This window comes from Lysinibacillus sphaericus (assembly GCF_006864135.1).
Taxonomy (GTDB): Bacteria; Bacillota; Bacilli; order Bacillales_A; family Planococcaceae; genus Lysinibacillus.
On record NZ_SADV01000022.1, the window covers coordinates 23464 to 43096 of the forward strand.

Annotated in this window: 22 protein-coding genes; 5 read left to right on the top strand and 17 right to left on the bottom strand. The window is 36.8% G+C overall.

The genetic code is table 11. The features are described 5' to 3' along the window. Nucleotides 1–264: 264 nt before the first annotated feature. From C7Y47_RS19390 to C7Y47_RS19415, 6 genes are all read right to left on the bottom strand, one after another. Entirely contained in the window at nt 265–513 is a 249-nt protein-coding gene (locus tag C7Y47_RS19390; RefSeq protein ID WP_132363905.1) for a stage VI sporulation protein F, read from the bottom strand. A gap of 368 nt (nt 514–881) precedes the next feature. After that, the gene (locus C7Y47_RS26000) at nt 882–1085 is read right to left on the bottom strand and encodes a YjcZ family sporulation protein (protein WP_142510253.1); all 204 of its coding nucleotides are present in this window, start codon (nt 1083–1085) and stop codon (nt 882–884) included. A 65-nt stretch (nt 1086–1150) separates the two neighbouring features. Next, nucleotides 1151–1510 carry a stage V sporulation protein AE gene (gene spoVAE / locus C7Y47_RS19400; RefSeq protein ID WP_402882377.1) on the bottom strand — a complete coding sequence of 120 codons (360 nt, stop codon included), beginning with the start codon at nt 1508–1510 and terminating at the stop codon, nt 1151–1153. A gap of 16 nt (nt 1511–1526) precedes the next feature. Continuing rightward, on the bottom strand, nt 1527–2522 hold the full coding sequence (locus C7Y47_RS19405) for a stage V sporulation protein AD (protein WP_142510255.1): 996 nt from the start codon (nt 2520–2522) through the stop codon (nt 1527–1529). Continuing rightward, entirely contained in the window at nt 2516–2971 is a 456-nt protein-coding gene (gene spoVAC / locus C7Y47_RS19410; RefSeq protein WP_142510256.1) for a stage V sporulation protein AC, read from the bottom strand. The genes C7Y47_RS19405 and spoVAC overlap by 7 nt, the downstream gene beginning before the upstream one ends. After that, nucleotides 2971–3375 (bottom strand): YhcN/YlaJ family sporulation lipoprotein, encoded by a 405-nt coding sequence (locus tag C7Y47_RS19415; RefSeq protein ID WP_255505270.1) that lies wholly within the window; start codon nt 3373–3375, stop codon nt 2971–2973. Before C7Y47_RS19415 ends, spoVAC begins: the two co-directional genes overlap by 1 nt. 134 nt (nt 3376–3509) lie before the next feature. Between C7Y47_RS19415 and C7Y47_RS19420 the strand changes: the two genes are divergently transcribed. After that, nucleotides 3510–4034 carry a CotY/CotZ family spore coat protein gene (locus tag C7Y47_RS19420; RefSeq protein ID WP_132363913.1) on the top strand — a complete coding sequence of 175 codons (525 nt, stop codon included), beginning with the start codon at nt 3510–3512 and terminating at the stop codon, nt 4032–4034. Between the two features lie 64 nt (nt 4035–4098). Here the strand turns inward: C7Y47_RS19420 and C7Y47_RS19425 are convergent, their stop codons facing one another. From C7Y47_RS19425 to C7Y47_RS19450, 6 genes are all read right to left on the bottom strand, one after another. After that, complete coding sequence (locus tag C7Y47_RS19425; RefSeq protein WP_255505271.1) at nt 4099–4500, bottom strand: hypothetical protein; 402 nt, start codon at nt 4498–4500, stop codon at nt 4099–4101. Between the two features lie 53 nt (nt 4501–4553). After that, nucleotides 4554–5930: a magnesium transporter gene (mgtE, locus tag C7Y47_RS19430; RefSeq protein ID WP_142510258.1), complete on the bottom strand. Its 1377-nt coding sequence runs from the start codon at nt 5928–5930 to the stop codon at nt 4554–4556. A gap of 478 nt (nt 5931–6408) precedes the next feature. Further along, a complete protein-coding gene (locus C7Y47_RS19435) occupies nt 6409–7317 on the bottom strand; it encodes an RluA family pseudouridine synthase (RefSeq protein ID WP_305067662.1) in 909 nt (302 codons plus the stop codon). 1 nt (nt 7318) lies between these two features. Next, nucleotides 7319–8113 (bottom strand): NAD kinase, encoded by a 795-nt coding sequence (locus C7Y47_RS19440; protein WP_132363921.1) that lies wholly within the window; start codon nt 8111–8113, stop codon nt 7319–7321. Further along, the gene (locus C7Y47_RS19445) at nt 8110–8781 is read right to left on the bottom strand and encodes a GTP pyrophosphokinase (protein ID WP_132363923.1); all 672 of its coding nucleotides are present in this window, start codon (nt 8779–8781) and stop codon (nt 8110–8112) included. The genes C7Y47_RS19440 and C7Y47_RS19445 overlap by 4 nt, the downstream gene beginning before the upstream one ends. A gap of 62 nt (nt 8782–8843) precedes the next feature. After that, nucleotides 8844–9227, bottom strand: coding sequence for a hypothetical protein (locus C7Y47_RS19450; protein ID WP_142510260.1), 384 nt, complete (start codon nt 9225–9227; stop codon nt 8844–8846). Nucleotides 9228–9562: 335 nt separating this feature from the next. Here C7Y47_RS19450 and C7Y47_RS19455 point away from each other — a divergent pair, with 335 nt between their 5' ends. The 4 genes from C7Y47_RS19455 (at nt 9563) to C7Y47_RS19470 (ending at nt 12402) form a co-directional block, all read left to right on the top strand. Beyond that, a complete protein-coding gene (locus C7Y47_RS19455; protein ID WP_142510261.1) occupies nt 9563–10147 on the top strand; it encodes a CYTH domain-containing protein in 585 nt (194 codons plus the stop codon). Nucleotides 10148–10186: 39 nt separating this feature from the next. Next, nucleotides 10187–10975, top strand: coding sequence for a lytic transglycosylase domain-containing protein (locus tag C7Y47_RS26005; protein ID WP_142510262.1), 789 nt, complete (start codon nt 10187–10189; stop codon nt 10973–10975). A gap of 217 nt (nt 10976–11192) precedes the next feature. Beyond that, nucleotides 11193–11600 carry a globin gene (locus C7Y47_RS19465; RefSeq protein ID WP_132363931.1) on the top strand — a complete coding sequence of 136 codons (408 nt, stop codon included), beginning with the start codon at nt 11193–11195 and terminating at the stop codon, nt 11598–11600. Then, nucleotides 11593–12402 carry a DsbA family protein gene (locus C7Y47_RS19470; protein WP_142510263.1) on the top strand — a complete coding sequence of 270 codons (810 nt, stop codon included), beginning with the start codon at nt 11593–11595 and terminating at the stop codon, nt 12400–12402. The genes C7Y47_RS19465 and C7Y47_RS19470 overlap by 8 nt, the downstream gene beginning before the upstream one ends. A gap of 91 nt (nt 12403–12493) precedes the next feature. Here the strand turns inward: C7Y47_RS19470 and C7Y47_RS19475 are convergent, their stop codons facing one another. The 5 genes from C7Y47_RS19475 to mecA all read right to left on the bottom strand — a co-directional run bounded on the left by C7Y47_RS19475 (nt 12494) and on the right by mecA (nt 19416). Beyond that, the gene (locus C7Y47_RS19475) at nt 12494–13093 is read right to left on the bottom strand and encodes a TetR/AcrR family transcriptional regulator (RefSeq protein WP_142510264.1); all 600 of its coding nucleotides are present in this window, start codon (nt 13091–13093) and stop codon (nt 12494–12496) included. Between the two features lie 347 nt (nt 13094–13440). After that, a complete protein-coding gene (locus C7Y47_RS19480; RefSeq protein ID WP_142510265.1) occupies nt 13441–15129 on the bottom strand; it encodes an MFS transporter in 1689 nt (562 codons plus the stop codon). A gap of 457 nt (nt 15130–15586) precedes the next feature. After that, nucleotides 15587–17398 carry an oligoendopeptidase F gene (gene pepF, locus C7Y47_RS19485; protein WP_142510266.1) on the bottom strand — a complete coding sequence of 604 codons (1812 nt, stop codon included), beginning with the start codon at nt 17396–17398 and terminating at the stop codon, nt 15587–15589. A gap of 48 nt (nt 17399–17446) precedes the next feature. Beyond that, nucleotides 17447–18565, bottom strand: a complete 1119-nt coding sequence (locus C7Y47_RS19490) for a competence protein CoiA (RefSeq protein WP_142510267.1) — start codon at nt 18563–18565, stop codon at nt 17447–17449. A gap of 182 nt (nt 18566–18747) precedes the next feature. Beyond that, a complete protein-coding gene (gene mecA / locus C7Y47_RS19495) occupies nt 18748–19416 on the bottom strand; it encodes an adaptor protein MecA (RefSeq protein WP_142510268.1) in 669 nt (222 codons plus the stop codon). Nucleotides 19417–19633: the final 217 nt, after the last annotated feature.

The window sequence follows — 19633 nt, forward strand, 5'->3', positions numbered from 1 at the left end:
TCTCCACCTCTATATGTGGTGGGATGAATGCGGGTTTAAGCTTGTTTTCACCAGGTGTCCAAACATCCGCTGAAATAGCGGAAATCATTCTATGAACGGACGCAATTATGCCGAGGCATATTTGATCAAATAGGGTGTTACGAAAATGCTGAAGCATTCGTAACACCCTTTTTATTGCACTACAATGCTTTAAAGGTTGATTTATAAATGAAAATCCATTTAAATCAACCTTTTAGATATATTACTTTGCCTAATAGATTCATGTTATTTCATCATTTTTGTAATTTTATCTAAATCTAGTGAATTACCATCTTGAATAATTGATTGTACTAACTTATCTTCAAGTTCTTGTGTAATTTGTCTTTTGGACATTTTACTTACGCGTCGTACGATTTTTCTTACTTGTTTTTCATTTTTAAAATCAGCATGTTGAATTTCATTTGCTAGAGCAAAGATTTCATCCATTGATACTCCAGTTTTTTGTTCAATTGAATTAAAAAGTGAGCGATTCATGTTCCCCCTCCTATCAGTTAAAATTCAAATTTAATCCTACTGTTGTTCTCATGCACGAAACATATGACAACTAGTGAAGGCTTTAAACTTTATTCAGAAAATGGAGCACTCTGAAGAAAAGCTAAAGCCTCTATCTACTGTCACAATCAATTCGCCTCGGCATAATTGCGTTCGGAATCTGCTTTGTGCTTAGGCCTGCACGATGCAGGTCAGTTAGCCGTTATCGCATGGATACGATGATTTTAGGCTAACATCCTAAGTGAACTTCTTTCAGCAAATGTTTGGACATTCGCTGAAAAATAGCTAAACCCGCATTCATCTCACCACCTATAATGGTGGAAGACTTCTGCTGAAAGAAGTTAATCAAATTATATGCAAGCAGCACCTACAATGATCAGAAGAATGAATAGGACAACAATTAAGATAAATGTTGAACTATGTCCGTGTCCGTAACCATAGTAACCGCCATAGCAACCGTCATGGTGACCGCCATAGTAACCTCCATAATCTCCTCCGTAACAACCATCAGCATGCCCTCCATACGGATGCGCACCCCAGCCTTGATATCCCATAAAAATACCCCTCCCTTCTACAACCTATCATATGTTAGCGTTGTAAAAATGGGTGGGGTATTCGTCTAATCAACATTTCCTTTAGGTTTAAATATTAATGCTCCGATAAAGCCAAAAACAACTGCAGAACTGATTCCTGAGCTTGTCACCTCAAACATCCCAGTTAACACACCTACAAGCCCATGTTTTTCCGCTTCAACAATCGCACCTTGCGTTAAGGAATTTCCAAAAGATGTAATAGGAACAGTTGCTCCGGCACCAGCAAAATTAATGAGTGGTTCATACAAACCCATTCCGGCAAGAATTGCACCAGCTACGACTAGAGTACTCAATGTATGTCCAGGTGTTAATTTACCAAAATCCATTAATAATTGACCTATGGCGCAAATAATGCCACCTACAAAAAATGCAAACACAAATGTCATAACCATAGTTTTCGCCTCATTTCATTGTAATTTCAATCGCATGCGCCGTACATGGGATTGTCTCGCCCTGTTGAAATGAAAGCGGAGACAATAATGCTCCTGTCGCCACAAGAAGTACTCGTTTATAGGTACCTGCTCGCATCTGTTGAATCACATAACTAAAAAAAACAGCTGCCGAACAACCTGCGCCACTTGCACCGGATTGGAATGTTTCATCCTGTCCATAAAACTCTGCACCTGCATCACGTAAAGGTTGTAACTCCTCACTCTTTATGCCACTTTCAAGAAACATACCTTTTAGAAGTTTTAAGCCAAGTTGACCTAAATCACCTGTTAAAATTAAATCATAGTGGTAAATTTTTTGATTGCGCTGTTCTAAATGTGATTGAATCGTCTGAAAAGCAGCTGGTGCCATCGCTGCGCCCATGTGAAATGGATCATCCATACCGTAATCAACCGATTTTCCAACAGTTGCTGCTTCAATAGAAGGGTATTCTTCATGATGTTTACCAATTAGAGCATATCCAGCAGCCGTTACCGTCCATTGAGCTGTTTGGGGCTTTTGTGAGCCATAATTGATTGGATAGCGGAATTGTCGCTCAACCGCATTGTGTTGACTAGATGCACCGGCTAACGCTAATTTGGAGGCACCTACTTCTGTTAAAAGGCTCGCAACAATTAATGAAGATATAGAGGTGGCACACGCTGAGAATAATCCGATAAAAGGAATGTCTAAATCTCTGGCCGCAAAATTGGTTGGTGTCATTTGATTAATTAAATCGCCGCCCATAAAATACTCAATGTCTGCACTTTTCACGCCTGCTTTTTTCATGGCGAATTCACAGGCTTCTTCGACCATTTTTCGATGCCCTTGTTCATTTGTTTTCATTTGCCAACGTTCATCATCGAAGGTCGCATCAAAATATTGACTAAATATACTGCGTTTCTCTAGTGGACCAGCTACCACACCACCTGCTATTAAGGAAGGCTTCGATTGAAAGACAATTACCATGAAACCACTCCTATCGTCACAAGAATGAATTTAATAAGTGCTATAAAAAAGGCGGAGACAACACCAAATAATACAACTGATCCAGCTAATTTAAATAGATTTCCACCGATACCAAGTACTAATCCTTCAGTTCTATGCTCAATGGCTGCAGAAACAACAGCATTACCAAACCCTGTTACAGGCACAGCGGATCCAGCTCCAGCAAATTGACCAATTTTTTTATATAAGCCAAACCCTGTTAATATCATGGCGAAAAATATCATTGTTGCAACTGTTGGATTACCGACTGTCGCTTCGGTAAAATCAAAGAATATCATATAAAAAAGGGATACGGCCTGTCCGATTGTACAAATAAGTCCACCTACTAGAAACGCCTTTGCAACATTTTTAAAATAAGGCGGTTTCGGCGTGACATTTTTCTCTAATTGCTGGTATTGTTCTTTTTCCACTATGTTTCCTCCTTTGCAAGCTTTTTCAATTTCTTAATTTTATCTTTCAGTTTATTATCTTCAACTTGTTCCCTTTTTATTTTATTGGCTTCATAAAATATTTTATAATCAGCTGAGACAAAAACATCTTTGTTTGGATATTTTTCATCAAATTTCTTTTGCAACTTTTTCTCTAATTTAGTCTTTTTCCACTTATCCCACGGTTTAATTTGCACAGCCACAAGCATACTATTGTCATATTGAATAACCGTTGTTTTGTCTACAAATTTCTGTTCTTTTAAAATGGCTTCAACTTCCTTTTCATTTTCTGGTGAACCATAGACAATAAATTTTTCTTTTTCACCGCAACCACTTAAAAGCGATAAACTGACTAATAGAGGTAACATTATTCCTAACAGCTTCAAGCTTTTACCCTCCTTTTCTTTAAAGTTTCTCCAACCATAAAAAAACTATTCATTTAACTATATATACGAATGCCCGAGTCCATTTTTCAGAAGCACATATTGTAGAAGTAGTAACAAGGAAAGGAGGTGACAATATGGGTTGTGGTAAGCCAACAAATCCTATTGGACCAATCCATTCAGCAGGCTGCGTTTGTGACGTAGTACGCGCTATTTTAGACATTCAGAATCAAGCGGTGAGAGATGAATGTCAACCATGTACAGCTAACTGTTTCTTAGAACCACTTGGAGGCATTGTAAGTCCTGCACGCTCTCATGCAGATACACGTGTATTCATGTTAATTACAAAAGACGGTACTCCTTTTAAAGCATTTTTCAGTTCACCAACAGCAGATCCATGTATATGTACATCCGTATTTTTCCGTGTAGAAGATATGTTCGATGAGTGCTGCGCTACTTTGCGTGTTTTAGAGCCTTTATGTTCATTTGACTCCAGCGAAAGTACAGTAGATCTATTAAGTCGAGATGGCTGCTGTGTCAACATGAAAAAAATATGTAAAGTAGATGATTGGAATTCAACTGAGAGCTGTATCACTGTAGATTTATCATGCTTCTGCGCTGTACAATGTATTGCTGATGTTGACTTAGGGATTTGTGAATAGTCTCTTCACCTTTGACACACTACACATAAAAAAAGTGTACAGCATCCTCTGCTGTACACTTTTCTCATAAGGTAGGTAATTGTTTACCTCGCCATAATACTTGATCTATGTCCTCAAAATAGATAATCTCTTGCGTCTTTAATTCGAAAGAAGTAAGCATCAATGAATCGGTCTGTACATCAGATGCACTACCACGTAATTCTCTACCATCCTTTAAACATATAAGTAACGGTTGATACGCTTTTTGTCGAAAAGGCTTCTCTAAAAATTGCAGCTGCTTTAGTAAATACGGATCTATTTGTACTTTTTCAACTACTTCTTCTTTTTTTTCAAAAGTTTGCTCATTGAAACAGCCGTCCTTTATATACACTGACGTACTTTCATCCAATTCAAGCTCATGTAGCATCTTAGAAATATTTAGAAAATATGATGGTGACTTTATAAACAAGCGTGGCTCTTGACCCACATTACTCACTTCCCTTTTTTTCATACAATATGCAAAAGGAAGAAGTTTGGTTCTCAACCTATTTGACTTAAAAATACTGTCGCTAAACCTAAGTAAATTAAAATACTTGTAATATCATTTAATGTTGTAATGAATGGACCTGATGCGACAGCCGGATCAATCTTCATGCGATGCATTAGTAGTGGAATAAAAGAACCTGCAAGTGTGGCTACTAAAATAGAACCACAAAGCGCTGCTCCTACCAGCATTCCAAGAATCAACTCTTGTTTCCAAACATAGATGATGCCGATCACAATCAACCCACAAACAACTCCAGACATTAAACCTGTACCGGCTTCACGTAGTAGTAATTTTAGCTTGCTATGTTCTTCGACATCGCCTGTTGCAATACCTCGAATAGCTACCGCTAGTGCCTGTGTTCCACTATTTCCTGAAGTACCTGAAATGAGAGGGATAAACACTGCGAGTAACGCAACCTGTTCTAACGTTGCCTCAAACTGTCCCATCAAATTTGCTGTCAACATCCCTAAAAATAATAATATGACAAGCCATGGTAAACGCTTTTTAGCCGCTTGAAACGAGGTTGTATCAAATTTATCCATATCGGAAATACCCGCTAATTTAGAGTAATCCTCCGATGCTTCCTCATCAATAACGTCGATAATATCATCGACTGTAATAATCCCTAGTAATTCACCTTTATCGTCAATAACTGGTGTCGCTAAGAAATTATAGTCCTTCATAATTTGGGCAACCTCTTCTTGGTCATCCCCTGCGTGCACCATCACAACACGTTCATTCATAATCGAACGTATGAGGGTATCTTCATCAGCAATAATTAAATCACGAAGTGTAATAACACCTGTTAATCGATGTGCTTCATCAATGACAAATATATAATAAATGGTTTCGGCATCTGGCGCCTCTTTCCGTAAAATCGCCATCGCTGAACGAACAGTAGAATTTTCTGGTATCGCTACATATTCAGTCGTCATGATAGAACCCGCTGTACCTTCGTCATAGCTTAATAACTCATTTATCTCTTCAGCTATTTCCTCATCCATCATGCCTAAATAGCTTTCACGTTGTTTCATATCCAACTCATTTAAAACGTCTGCAGCATCATCTGCATACATGTGAGAAAGCATTTCTGCACCATATGACGGATCCATCTCAGCTAGATACGCTGTGTATTCATCATCATCTATTTCGATTGCCTCAAAAATATCAGCCATTTCCGTCGGAGACAAGTACGAATAGATGATCTTCCTTATATCAGGTTCCACCTTCTCATAAAACGTTGCCTGATCATATGGATGAAGCTCTAAAAACTCATCGCGGAATGCATTAATATCATGTTCTTCGAGCATTTCTCGCAATCGTGCCTCGTCGAACTGCACATCATCCTTTTCATTTCTTTCCTCTATCATGCTTGTCCCCTCCTTCCGAGCATTAAATCATTGATACGGGCAATGCCGTAAATCTACCTTATATATAATAGAATGTATTGTGCCTTTTCTGCAAACCCTTTTTTTACTACATAGCAACCTACATCATTACCCTATCTAATTGGATAAATCTAAAGGTAAATGTTTCTATTTTTCACCCGTTACCATAAAGTGTGGTTGATTTTCGTTCCGACTGTGCGCTTTGTGGCTGCCGCTTCGCTTTCGCACAGAAACTAGCGGTACCAAGCCAAATAACCCTCTACATTACTATATCCTACAAACACTTTCTTTTCTGTTAACGTGCTGTTAAGAAAAGACTATACTTTTACTGAGCTATAAAATGATAAAGAGATGCCCGTTTGTGCGAACATCTCCTTACTTATATAACATATTCAGTAATAGTTTTCACTCTTAGTGAACTAATGAAGTCTTCGTTCATAGATAGGTTTTGTGTCGAGCTTCAAACTAAGGAGTCATTCAATAATCTCTGCATATCTACATTTAAGTTACTTTTAAATTGTAAACGCTCATCTGTCAAAGGGTGAAGCATCTTTAAGGATACACAGTGTAGGGCTTGTCTTTTTATATGATCGCGACTTCCACCATAAAGTTCATCTCCAACAAGTGGATGTCCTATATAGGCCATATGCACACGAATTTGATGTGTACGCCCTGTGTGCAACTTTAGCTGTATATGTGTCATCGGTTCATCCTGTAAATAAAAGTGCCTTAAAATGGTCACGTCTGTATGTGCAAATTGACCATCCTCACGTACCTCTCGTTCAATGATACTCGTCTCCTTGCGTCCAATAGGAGCAATAATTGATTGTACATCTTGTGCCACATGTCCATGTACAATGGCTTCATATTGTCTAGAAATTTCTCCATTGCGCTGTGCAAGTCCCGTTAAATGATGAATATGAGCATGTTTGGCAATGCACAGCAAACCAGAAGTATCACGATCAAGTCTCGTTACGATATGAGCAGTTGATGCTAGACCCTGTTGCTGAAAATGACCACAAACTAAATTAGCTACGCTATATGTTGGATGCTCACGCGAAGGAATCGTGCTCTGATGTGCTGGCTTATTAAGCACTAAAATCGATTCATCTTCATAAATAATAGAAAGTTCTCCATGTTCAACAGCGAGCCCCTCACTTTTTTCTTCAAGAGGAAATTTAACTTCAACTCGGTCCCCAACGCGAAGAGGATGTCGAACATTGCGTTCAACATCATTCACGGTTAGTAAGCCTCCATCAAATTTAATTGCCGTTAAAGCTCGCTTGGAGATGCGCCATTCAGTTAAGGCTTCCCTTAGTAGCTGGCCTTCCTTTTCCGCTATAAAATGCAGTGTAAATCTTGTATCCATTTTACTCATTTGCCACGAATGACTCATGTACACGTTCCCAGAATGGGAATGGACGGAAACGAGCAAAACGTACTCTTTCAGTTGCTACATTAAAAGCAATCGACTTCACATCGCCTTGCGTAACTTGTAAATGATCAACAGTCATATTAAAGTTTTGTTCATTTACTGGACGTAAAACACAGTGATGGTGTGCTGGTAAAATGAGTGGAGAACCAACTGTACGGAAGACACGGTTATTAATAGATGCTATCTCAGTAATTTGGAGTGCCGCTAAAGTTGGGTGAATAATTGCTCCACCGAGGGCTTTATTATAAGCTGTACTACCAGAAGGAGTTGACACACAAAGACCGTCTCCACGGAAACGTTCAAACTGATTACCATTTAACTCAACATCCATAACAAGCGTGACATCAGGTGATTTTATAGTTGCTTCATTTAACGCTAAATACGTATTGGATTCTGCATTATGATGTTCCACCTTTACCTCTAGTAGTGGATACTCCACAACGTTAAAGTCCTTTTTGGCAATGGACAAAACAAGCTTTTCTAATTCAGATGGCTTCCAATCCGCATAAAATCCTAGATGTCCCGTATGGATACCTACGAAGGCAACCTGATGTAGCATATGAGCATATCGATGAAAGGCATGGAGTAAAGTGCCATCTCCTCCAATAGAGATGACAATCTCAGGAGCTTCTTCATCATAAGTTAACCCAAAGTCCTGCAAATACGTTTTAGCTAGCTCCATTAATTCGTTCGACTGTGCATCTCTACGTGATTGAATGGAAAACTTCATTTTGTGTCACGCTCCTTCTCCGATAATAAATTAGGATTCGATGCCTCTTTGTATTCACTAAAATAGGCCTGCGCTTCTTGTATCTCACTACGAATGGACGACATTTCCTCATCCAATCGGAAGGCGGCCTCTGCTGCACTTTGAAGGCGATTTTTAATTTCCTCGGGGAACATGCCTTTATATTTATAATTTAAAGAATGCTCAATAGATGCCCAGAAATTCATAGCTAGTGTTCTTATTTGAATTTCAGCTAATACCACTTTTTTCCCTTGTATCGTTTCAACAGGATATTCGACAATCATATGATATGATCGGTAGCCACTTGGCTTATTATGTGTAATATAGTCACGCTCTTCCACTACACGCATATCTTTACGTTGACGTATTAGTTCCGTAACTGTTGAAATATCATCTACAAATTGACACATAATACGTAAACCTGCGATATCCCCTAACTCATCACCTAGCTGTTTAGAAGGTTCAAATGCGAGTCCTTTTTCTAATGATTTATCGTATATACTTGCTAAAGGTTTTACACGTCCCGTTACAAATTCAATTGGTGAATTTGCATTAACAATGCCAAACTGTGAACGCATACCCTTTAATTTTACTTTTAACTCATCTACTGCTTGTTTATAAGGACTTAAAAATATTTCCCATTGTCCCATCGCAAAAACCTCCCGACAATCGGTATCGAACAAAACCAACACCGTCTGTTCGTTTTGTCTTTTTATTCAGCAAGAATTGTCTTGAAGTGGTGTTCCACCTCTTGGACAAATTCTGCCCCATAATTGTAATTTCCTTCAATATTATACACGAGCATTTCTAGTTCATCGTAAAAATTAATAAGCTCAATAACTTCCGTACCTAGTTGTAGCTTTGGATTTTGCTTTTTTTGCAAAATATGTACAAGTTCATCCCAACTACTCGGTGGAAAACGCAAGTAATGATAATTCTCTCCTGCATCAAGTAAATAAATGAATGCAAAGTCATCAGAGTCTGCTATTAATTGTGCAGCAGGTTTTAACTGTAAATTTGCTTCAATGTCGTTTAAACTAAAATGAAGTTGCTCGTTTTCAAAATTCAATGTTTCTATTGTATAAATTTTACGCACATGCGGTTCCCCTTTTCGTCGTACTCTTCCTCTTATTTTAGCATAGAGGGTAAATAGTTGCAGTGTGTAAATATTAAATCAATGAAATAACGAACGAAACTTTTTATTATAGCGTGTAGTTGATTTCCGTTCCGTCTGGGCGACTTCCTTGGAGATCAGCAATAGAGGAATAAAGGCTAAAACATCACATCCTATGATAACAACCTCGTGACCAACATTGATGCTCTATTACTGCTATAAAGCGCCCAGCCGGAAAGGAAATCAACCCCATGCTATGCTGATGAACCTTTCTACTAATCAACACACGAAAAAAATAAAATAAACAGGTGATCATAATGGTACAAGAACTTGAAATAGAATTTAAAAATCTTTTAACAAAGCAACAATACGAACATTTATTGCAAGCGTTTAACATTCCCGAAAGTGCTATTCATCGCCAAACAAATCATTATTTCGACACACCTTCCCAAGCTATTCGAAAACTACAAAGTGGGCTCCGTATTCGACAAATCGGCGAATATTTTGAATGTACTTTAAAAGAAAAAAATGCAGAGCATGCTCATTTAGAAACAACTGACGAACTAACTGCTGAGCAAGCTAAGAAAATGCTTGTTGGAGAAGGTTTTTATGCCCAAGAGGTAGCAAAAAGACTAGCTCTCTTCAACATTCCTTTAAAAAATTTAGCAATATTTGGTTCACTTACAACCGATCGTGTCGAAATTCCTTATAGGGATGGTCTTCTAGTATTCGATCATTCTTTCTATTTGCAGTGCGACGATTATGAGGTAGAATATGAATCAAAAGATGCAATAAAAGGAAATGCAATCTTCGACGAATTTCTACAGCAATATGGTATTGAAAAACGGGCTACAGATAAAAAAATCGCACGTTTCATGAAAGCATTACAAATGAATAAATAACAGTAGCTTAACTAGTATACAAGAAAGGGTGACAACTCCTTGGATATCCAATCACTCAGAACTTTATTTGAGATTCAAGCATTACAAACACTAGGATCTTCAGAAAATTCATCGTCAAACAATCTTACAGACAGCAATGCTATTTTTTCTGATATGATTAGCGAATTGCTAGGCGACTCAACTACTACTAATAGTGCAAAATTATCTAGCTTGCTCGGGGGTGTATCAAGCGCTTCGTCATTGATGAACCAGTTTAGTAGTTTAAATGGGTTAGCTGAAAACATGCAAAATAGTGCGTATCAATCATTACTTTATAGGGGTTCTAATGACGTCTTTATACCTTCTGCTGTACAGGCGGCATTAGCAAATACACAATCTAGTACAAAGCTCGACTCCTATGTTGCGGACAATGTAATTGGTTCAACAGCGTATGCCAATTCACTAACAGGTGCGAACAAATACGCTTCGATTATTCAAAAGGCAGCAACTACATATAATGTACCAGAGAAGCTCATCGCTGCAGTGATTAAGCAAGAGTCTAATTTTAATTCAAGCGTGGTTAGTCATGCTGGAGCACAAGGATTAATGCAATTAATGCCAAAAACAGCGCAATATTTAGGGGTTACAAACGCCTTTGATCCTGAGCAAAATATTATGGCAGGTGCAAAATATTTACGTCAATTGCTAGATAAATTTGATAATGACCCTACATTAGCGTTAGCTGCTTATAACGCAGGATCTTCACGCGTTACAAAGTATGGTGGCATTCCTCCTTTCAAAGAAACACAGAATTATGTCAAAAAAGTGATGAATTACTACACAGCTTAATCGTTTAAACATTGTTAATACAGTCTTTTTCGGCAAATTTCACCCGCGTGGTGAAATTTGTGCTTTTTTAGCGAAAAACATTTCGGAAGAGCGCTTTGTTTGTGTTAACGAAAAGACGTTGATAGAATGAAGGTAGTCACAAGAAATTCACATTTGTAAAGATGACCAAGTATAAAAATATACTTTACGATATAAAGAATTAAAGGGGCATTTAATTATGAATCGAAAATACACTGTTCCTTATGAGGAGCTGGGGGCTGAAAAGCTTTCAGAGCTAATCCATGCATTCTATAAAAGAGTTGCTCAGCATCCTGATCTAATTCCAATCTTTCCGAAAGATTTAACAGAGACAGCACGCAAGCAAATTCAATTTCAAACACAGTATTTAGGTGGACCAAATCTTTTTACTGAGGAGCATGGACACCCAATGATGCGTGCACGCCATATGAATTTTCCGATTACACCTGATCGTGCCCAAGCTTGGCTTGAATGTATGTCCGAAGCGATGGATGAAGTGGGGTTGGAAGGGAAGTTCCGAGAAACATATTATCAACGTTTAGTATTAACAGCTCATCACATGATTAATACACCAAATGACGATGAGGGGGAATTGTTACGTGAATAATATTCAAATGCTGCAGAAGCCAACTCTTGAGATTTCTACTGCTAATAAGCCTATTGAATTGTATATTTTCGTAGATCCACTTTATCCAGAAGCTTATAATATGCAAGCCATTCTTCGTAAGTTACATTTAGAGTACAATCATTACTTTACATGGCGCTTTGTGCTAAGCACAGAGCTTGCCTCTTTGAATTGTTTAAGTAAACGTGTAAAAGGTTGTTTATCGGGTATTGAACTCGACATTAATCATCCTGTCTTACCATCTATTGCTATTAAAGCGGCAGAGTTACAGGGCAAACGTGTCGGTGCACGCTATTTGTCGAAACTACAAGAATATGTATTACTAAACCAACAAGATGTCAATTCTTATGCTACGCTGTTAAAAATTGCGGAAGATGTTCAATTAGACATGAATGAATTTTCTGCAGACTTTGGTTCAAAGGAAGCAGCACGTGCCTTCCAATGCGATTTATACATTAAACGTGAAATGGAAGTTGATGAAGTGCCTAGCATTGTATTTTTCAATGAATGTATTGAAGATGAGGGTCTAAAAGTTAGTGGTAGCTATTCCTATGAAGTTTATGAACATATTTTACAAGAAATGATGGATGAACAGCTTGTGCGTCAACCATTGCCAACAATGGAAGAGTTATTTACAAAATTCCATACACTTTCAACAAATGAAGTAGCTTTCATCTACTCATTAACAGAACAAACAGCTGAACGCGAATTAAAAAAGCGTATGCTGCAACAAAAGATTGAACGAATTCAGACAAATCACGCTACACTGTGGCGTATTAAATAAAGCAATTATACTATTATTCTAAGCTCCTAATAATAAAAGCAAGTGAAGAAAAAAACTTCACTTGCTTTTATTTGTCTTTTTAGCCTCATCATTAACTTTCTTTCGGATTAAACAAACTTAAAGTAAATAAATGCACAACCTCATCTATCATCTCATCAATATCCGGATTAATATGTTCATTTATATAAGGTAATGTCAATTGAAAAACTAAAATTGACGACAGCAGAGAATAGAAAAAATTCGCAGTATATTTAAAGTTCCCTTTTGGAATTTTCCCTTGCTCATGTAATTTAATTAAATAATTTTCTAAATGTTGAAATAACTTATTCGGGTACTCAAAAAACATTTTTTCAAATTCTTTATCTTGGTGAATCTCACGCATAAGTACCCAAATAGTTTCCTTGACAGGAATGTTTTCTTCAAAATAAGCTTGTGCCAAGATTTTAAGATCTTGCTCTATATCACCTGTAAACGCCTCTTCTATTTTAGGAAAATAATCTCTGTCTGTTTTATGTGAAATAACACTCTCACGAAACAAATTCTCCTTATTTCCAAAGTGTCTAAAAAGTGTAATGTGATTCACACCGGCACGTTCAGCAATTTCACGTGTAGAAGTTCCAGCAAACCCTTTTTCTCCAAAAAGCGTCAATGCAGCATTAAGAATTTTTTCTCTTGTCTTCAGCTTTGCCATTATGCCCTCTTTCCTCCTCCGACCATAATTTGCTCAATATTATATCGGAATTAAAAAGTGATAGCAATCAGTTGCATTCAGTTTAAGCAATTATGCCTCGGCATAATTGCTGCTGTCGCTTCGCTTTCGCGCAGAAAACATTTGCTGCTGTCGCTTCGCCTTCGCACAGAAAACATTTGCTGCCGTCGCTTCGCTTTCGTACAAATAAACAATGCGTCCGGAATCGGCTTTGTGCTTTGGCCTGCACGAGGGCTGATATTGGTCATTTCAGTAATGCCACAGGTCGTGGCGTTATTAGATTGAGTTCCTTTATTTATTTCGAATGTTTGAACATCAGCTCAAAAAAGTTAACATTTCTTAACAGCTTCAAAATTTCGTTCTCTTATATATTTCTTCATTCTTCTTGCGCTTATGCCATTTAAATAAGCGAAAACGGCACCAATTAACATGACAATTGCTCCAAATCTAAAAACTGCTTTATATGCTAAAGAAATATGATCCTTCATTATTTTTTCTAACGCTGGATAAATATTTATTATTTCCTTTCTTTCAATAGCGAATCTTTCCTTAATTTCAGCATGTACTTTATCTGGTGAAGATTTTAGTACTTTTTCCTCTTCGTCCGTTAACTTATGTAAAACGTCTTGTAGTGACGATTTATTTTCTGTTAGCTCATTTTTACTTTTTTCGAATTGAAGCTTTAGCTTTTCCTTCGTATTATCACTAAATTTACTTATCTCAACCTTTTCGATCATTTCATTTTTTGCTGCTTTCATTTCGTTTTGCATCATATGCTGTAGCATCACGACTAAAATTGCCACGCCAACCGCAGCCCCAATGACACGACTTACTTGAAATAACCCTGATGCAATCCCAGCCTTTTCTTCGGGAACCTGCAAAATGAGTGCTATTGATAATGGGCTAAAGATTAAACCCGATCCTAAACCAACAATCATTAAAACTCCTACAATAACCCAAACCGATTGATCTGATGAAATAAAACCTAACAAGTAGGTTCCTATACTAAATAGTACATAACCAATGACACCAAACCATAATGTCCCCCATTTATTTGCTTTAGCTGCAAGAGGTGTAATGAGCATTGTCGCTATAGAAGATGAGCTAAGTATTAAACCCGCCTGTATCTGAGAAATTCCGTTTACTGTTGTTAAATAAAATGCCATTAAAAAGTAGACACACATCATCCCGATTCCTAGACATAACAGTGCGATATTCCCGCATGCAAATTGATAGTTTTTAAACAACTGAACTGGAAGCATTGGATCTTTATTTTTTGATTCAAACTTTATAAATAATAATAAGCCTATAACACTGCCAATTAAACAACATATTACAAGTGGTGATGACCACCCAACTTCCTTCACTTGTAAAAGACCGTATATGAGTGCAAACAATGAAATACTAATTGTTATCATACCCATCCAGTCGATCTTCTTAGAGGCAGTAGGATCATACGATTCATGTACAAAATAATGAATTAAACTCACTGCTAAAATCCCTATCGGTACATTAATATAAAATATCCACTGCCATGGAAAGTTCTCTGAGATTACTCCTCCAATTGTCGGTCCCAATGCAGTTGATACCCCAGCCATTATTCCAAATAGTGCCGTTACAACACCAACCTTTTCAGCTGGAGTATGAACAAGTACTAAAGGGACACATACTGGAACAATCATTGCTGCCGCCAAACCTTGAATCGACCGAAATAAAATTAATAACCCAATAGATTGTGATAATCCACATAGAACTGACGCAATTACAAACAAAATAAGCCCTATTTGAAATATTTTCTTTCTACCAAATTGATCCGCAAATCTTACCGCCGTTAGCAAAACAACACCAAAGGCAATGTTGTAGCTATCAATCACCCAAGAAATTTGATCAATTGTCGTTTCATAGTATGCTGTTATTTTCGGCAAAGAAACATTCACAATTGTGGTGTCCAATAAAGCCATAAAAAAACCAAGAGCCGCAGCAATTACCGGCATCATATAACTTTGTTTACTCTTCACTTTCTAACCTCTTTTCACAAAATGTAATCACTTGATTGCATTATAAAGAAAAAATAAAATGAACGCAACTGGTTGCATTCATTTTATCTATAGATTAGCTCTATTTATTTATCGGAACATTTTCTAAAAATAAAAGAAGCGCCACTATCCTCGACAGATAGTGACGCTTCTTTTTCACAAAGGGGATGGGAGAAATGTTCACGTTCAAACAAAGGGGTGTATGTTTGTTTTGTGATTTATTTCACATGAATCAATTTATCATGGAATAGTAAATATAGCAACAAGTCCGATGATAGATTCACAAATTTGTCAAATAGAAAGCGATTACAAACAGTATTTTTTCAAGATACACCTTTTAAACCATTTAGAAATCAAAAAAAATCATTATTCCTTAAATTTTTATTATTTAATTAATCATAGAAAAAAGGCTGTAGTGAAATACCTACAGCCTTCGAAATTAATTATTCAACAATAATTTTTCTAACTCATTTAAACGTTCTTCAAATACTTTACATGCATCATCAATCGGTTTAGCAACGTTCATATCAACACCTGCTGCCTTCAATACCTCAATCGGGAAATCAGAGCAACCTGCTTTTAAGAAGTTATTAATATAACGTTCTACAGCTGGTGTACCCTCTTCTAAAATCTGTTTACTTAATGCTGTTGCAGCTGATTTACCTGTAGCATATTGATACACATAGTAATTATAGTAGAAGTGTGGAATACGAGCCCATTCTAAGCCGATTTCCTCATCTACAACAATATCCTCGCCGAAGTATTGTTTATTTAAATTATAGTAAACCTCTGTTAAACGCTCCGCTGTTAAAGATTCACCATTCTTATCCATTTGGTGGATTAGGTGTTCAAATTCAGCAAACATTGTTTGTCTGAAAACAGTACTTCTGAAGCCATCTAACCAATGATTTAATAAATAAATTTTCTGTTGTGGATCTTCAATTGTGTTCAGTAAATAATCATTTAACAGTTCTTCATTACATGTCGAAGCTACTTCAGCCACAAAAATAGAATAATCACCATAAACAAACGGCTGACTTTTACGTGAATAATAACTGTGTACACTATGACCAAATTCATGAGCTAGTGTGAACAGATTATTAATATTGTCTTGCCAGTTCATTAAAATATATGGATTCGTTCCATAAGCACCTGAAGAGTACGCACCACTGCGTTTCCCTTTGTTTTCTAAGACATCCACCCAACGATTTTCAAGACCACCCTGAACAATGCCTTGATATTCCTCACCTAGTGGCGCTAAAGCCTTTACTAAAATATCCTTCGCTTCGTCGTAAGTGACTTTCATATCGACTTCTTTAACGAGTGGGGCAAATAAATCCCACATATGCAGTTCGTCCACACCTAAAAGTTTCTTACGTAATGAAATATAGCGCTGCATAGCTGGTAAATGCTTATGGATTGTTTCTACTAATTGGTCATAAACACTTTCTGGAATGAAGTTGTTAGACATTGCTGCGTGGCGTGCAGAATCATAATTACGGATACGCGCGTTTACATTATGCTTTTTAACATTGCCAGTTATTGTAGTCGAAAACGTATTTTTAAAGTTACCGTAAGTTTCATACATTGCTTTAAAGGCATTTTCACGAACAGTGCGATCTTTACTTTCTAGAAACTTAATATAGTTACCGTGTGTTAGTTGCACTTCTTCTCCATCTTCATTTTTCACTTTAGGGAAGACTATATCTGCGTTGTTTAACATACTAAATGTATTGGAAGGAGTACCTGTAACCTCAGACATTTGTGCAAGTAATGCTTCCTGTTCTGCTGGTAAAACGTGCGGACGTGCCATCGTTATTTCTTTTAAAGATTGCTTGTACAGTTGTAAGTCTTTGTTTTCTGCTAAGTAATGTTCTATTGTTTCTTCACTCAATGATAAAATCTCAGGTGTTAAAAACGATAGAGCAGCTGAGATACTAGTCGCTAATGTTTGAATACGACTATTCATATCCTGGTAGAAGCTATTTGTCGTATCTTGGTCATAACGCATATGAGCATACGTATAAAGCTTCATTGTACGTTGGTAAATATCATCGTGATAAGTTAGAACTGTTAATAATGCATCTGCTCCATTTTTTAAAGTACCAGCATAGCTAGATGCCTTTTTTGCTATTTCTCCAACTTCTTTATACTCTTCTTCCCAAAGTGCGTCAGTTGCAAATATATCCTCCAAGCGCCAAGTTAACTCTTCTGGAACTTCGTTTCTTACTAAAATTTGATTACTAGCCATGTGCCAGCCCCCTTAATATGTTATCTTTTCCTATACTCTCATATTTTCTCAGTATATTGTGGCAATTGCAAATAAATGTGCGTACATTTGCTCACAAATATCAGAAAAACGATTTTCTTCATAACTTTCCGCCAGCACCATTCCGTAATTTTTGATTGCTTGTACCGCTTGATTTGTTACCTCTACATTTTGTTCGATTAAAAACGATCGAATAGTTCTCCCGTCTAGTTCATGAGGTTCTATTTGTAATCGACGACAAAAATAAAGGAAAATCGTTTGCCACTCAATAGAAAACATCGGTATCGCTTCTGCATTTTTTACCGGAACACCTACGTAATCAGGCATTGCAGTTAAAGTAAAGCGTAACTCATAATTACTTCGTAAAAATGAATCTTGTACCCCATTTTTACGAAGTAATAATCGTTGGTATACGAATTGTTTACAATGCTTTTTATAAAGCTGCCAATAAAGTTGAAATTCTTCTTTCGTAATTGGCTTAGGCTCATAAAAAGGGAAATATTGCTTGTTAATCGTCAGTTCCTGTACTTTGCCTATAAAAGTATGCCCCTGAACATGAAGAAGATTCGTCCAATAAATAAACCTCGAAGTGTTTGCATCATAGGTCACCAAATAAGCCAAGCCTTGTGCTGTGACATTTATTATCTTTTGCATAATTGGAGAAATAGAAATTTTTTGAATACCTTGTGTAGATTGTTTTTGAGGTGTTTGAAAAAGCCACAATGGCTGTATAGAATTTTTCTCATATCCAGATGTACGCAATTGCCACTTTTCATGTGAAATTGTGCTACATTGAAATTCAATAGCAATTTGCTGTCTCTCCTTTATTAAAAGCATATCTGGCCTCTGTGCAAGTTTCTGTAAATAAGGCTCAAGCTTTACTGTATGCCCGAGTTTTTTCAGCCATTCAAATAATTGTACTTTTCCTTGTAAATGAAGTTTTGATTCACCCTCAGCAAATAACCGCTCACAGCTACTATTAGCAATATGAGCGAAATGAGGGATATTATATTGGCCAATCTTTAATTGGACAGGCTGTTGGCATTGGGGACAATAAAATTTCATCTGCCGCCTATATCGTTGTAATGCTTCCCTTGAATACTCGTATGGGAGGAAAATCTGCTGAAGCTCGTTATAGGCCATAAGCATAAAATCATCTCCTTTTCGATTAATTGTAAAGGAGTGTTTTAAAAGCAACAAATAAAGAACGGCTTTTTCTTGAAATTTAAAAATTGCTATCTTTTTAATTCTAAATAAAAAGACTGTAAACAAACTTGATAATCACCAAGTTTGTTTACAGTCAAGTCACTCCAATTCAAGTACTCAATACTTTAAATAAAATATTTTCGTACTGTTTCAAAGCAATTAATCTCCATAATTTTTTCGCCATATTCCTCTAAGCGATGGATTGTGAAATTTGATGGTATTAAAAATTCTTTAATAACGGCATTTCTATCGTGATGATTTAGTTCTTCATTTGTGTTTGTGAAGTCAACTACCAGATAGTACCAATTTTCATATTTAAATAATGAGGAATCCACTAATTCATCTGTCATGCGTTTCGCTACAGGGATTAACTCATCAATATCTTTAAATTTATAAACATAAATATCTGTATCCATAAATAACTCTGACTCATCTAAGTCACCAAACTGAGTTAGTTGACTGAGAAGATCCTCTCCAACGTCCTCAAATGGGGCAAACATCTCTTTATGTTCGCCAAATTGCGAAGAACCATCTAAGGTTTCACCGTCTTTTAAAATATGTGCACGTGTGACAATGATTTCTAAGCCTACTTCAGACGCATTGATATGAATCCAAATAGGACCTTCTACATCAAAGTAATCCTCAGTGTTTACTTCATCAATCATATCCCAAAAAAGTTGTTCACCCTTTGCTCGATTGTACCAAATTTCTTCACGACTATAGCCGCGATCCTCTATATCATTGTACGTAATAAAGAGCTTGAGTGTATTTTCGTTTACACGTTCGATGTCCACTAGACCTCATCTCCCTTCACTGTCATTTGTCGAAAAACAGTTTTGTTTCATTAGTATGCTTTTATTCATTGTTTTTAACCTCATACTCCGTTTTTGTTTTTCAACCTTTGACCACACTACAGTAAAACCGTTGAGCAACCGAAATCAAAATTTTATTGTCCACAGTTGTCTCTAATTATATTGTATGCTGTTCTGTCATAAAATGAAAAGGATATAC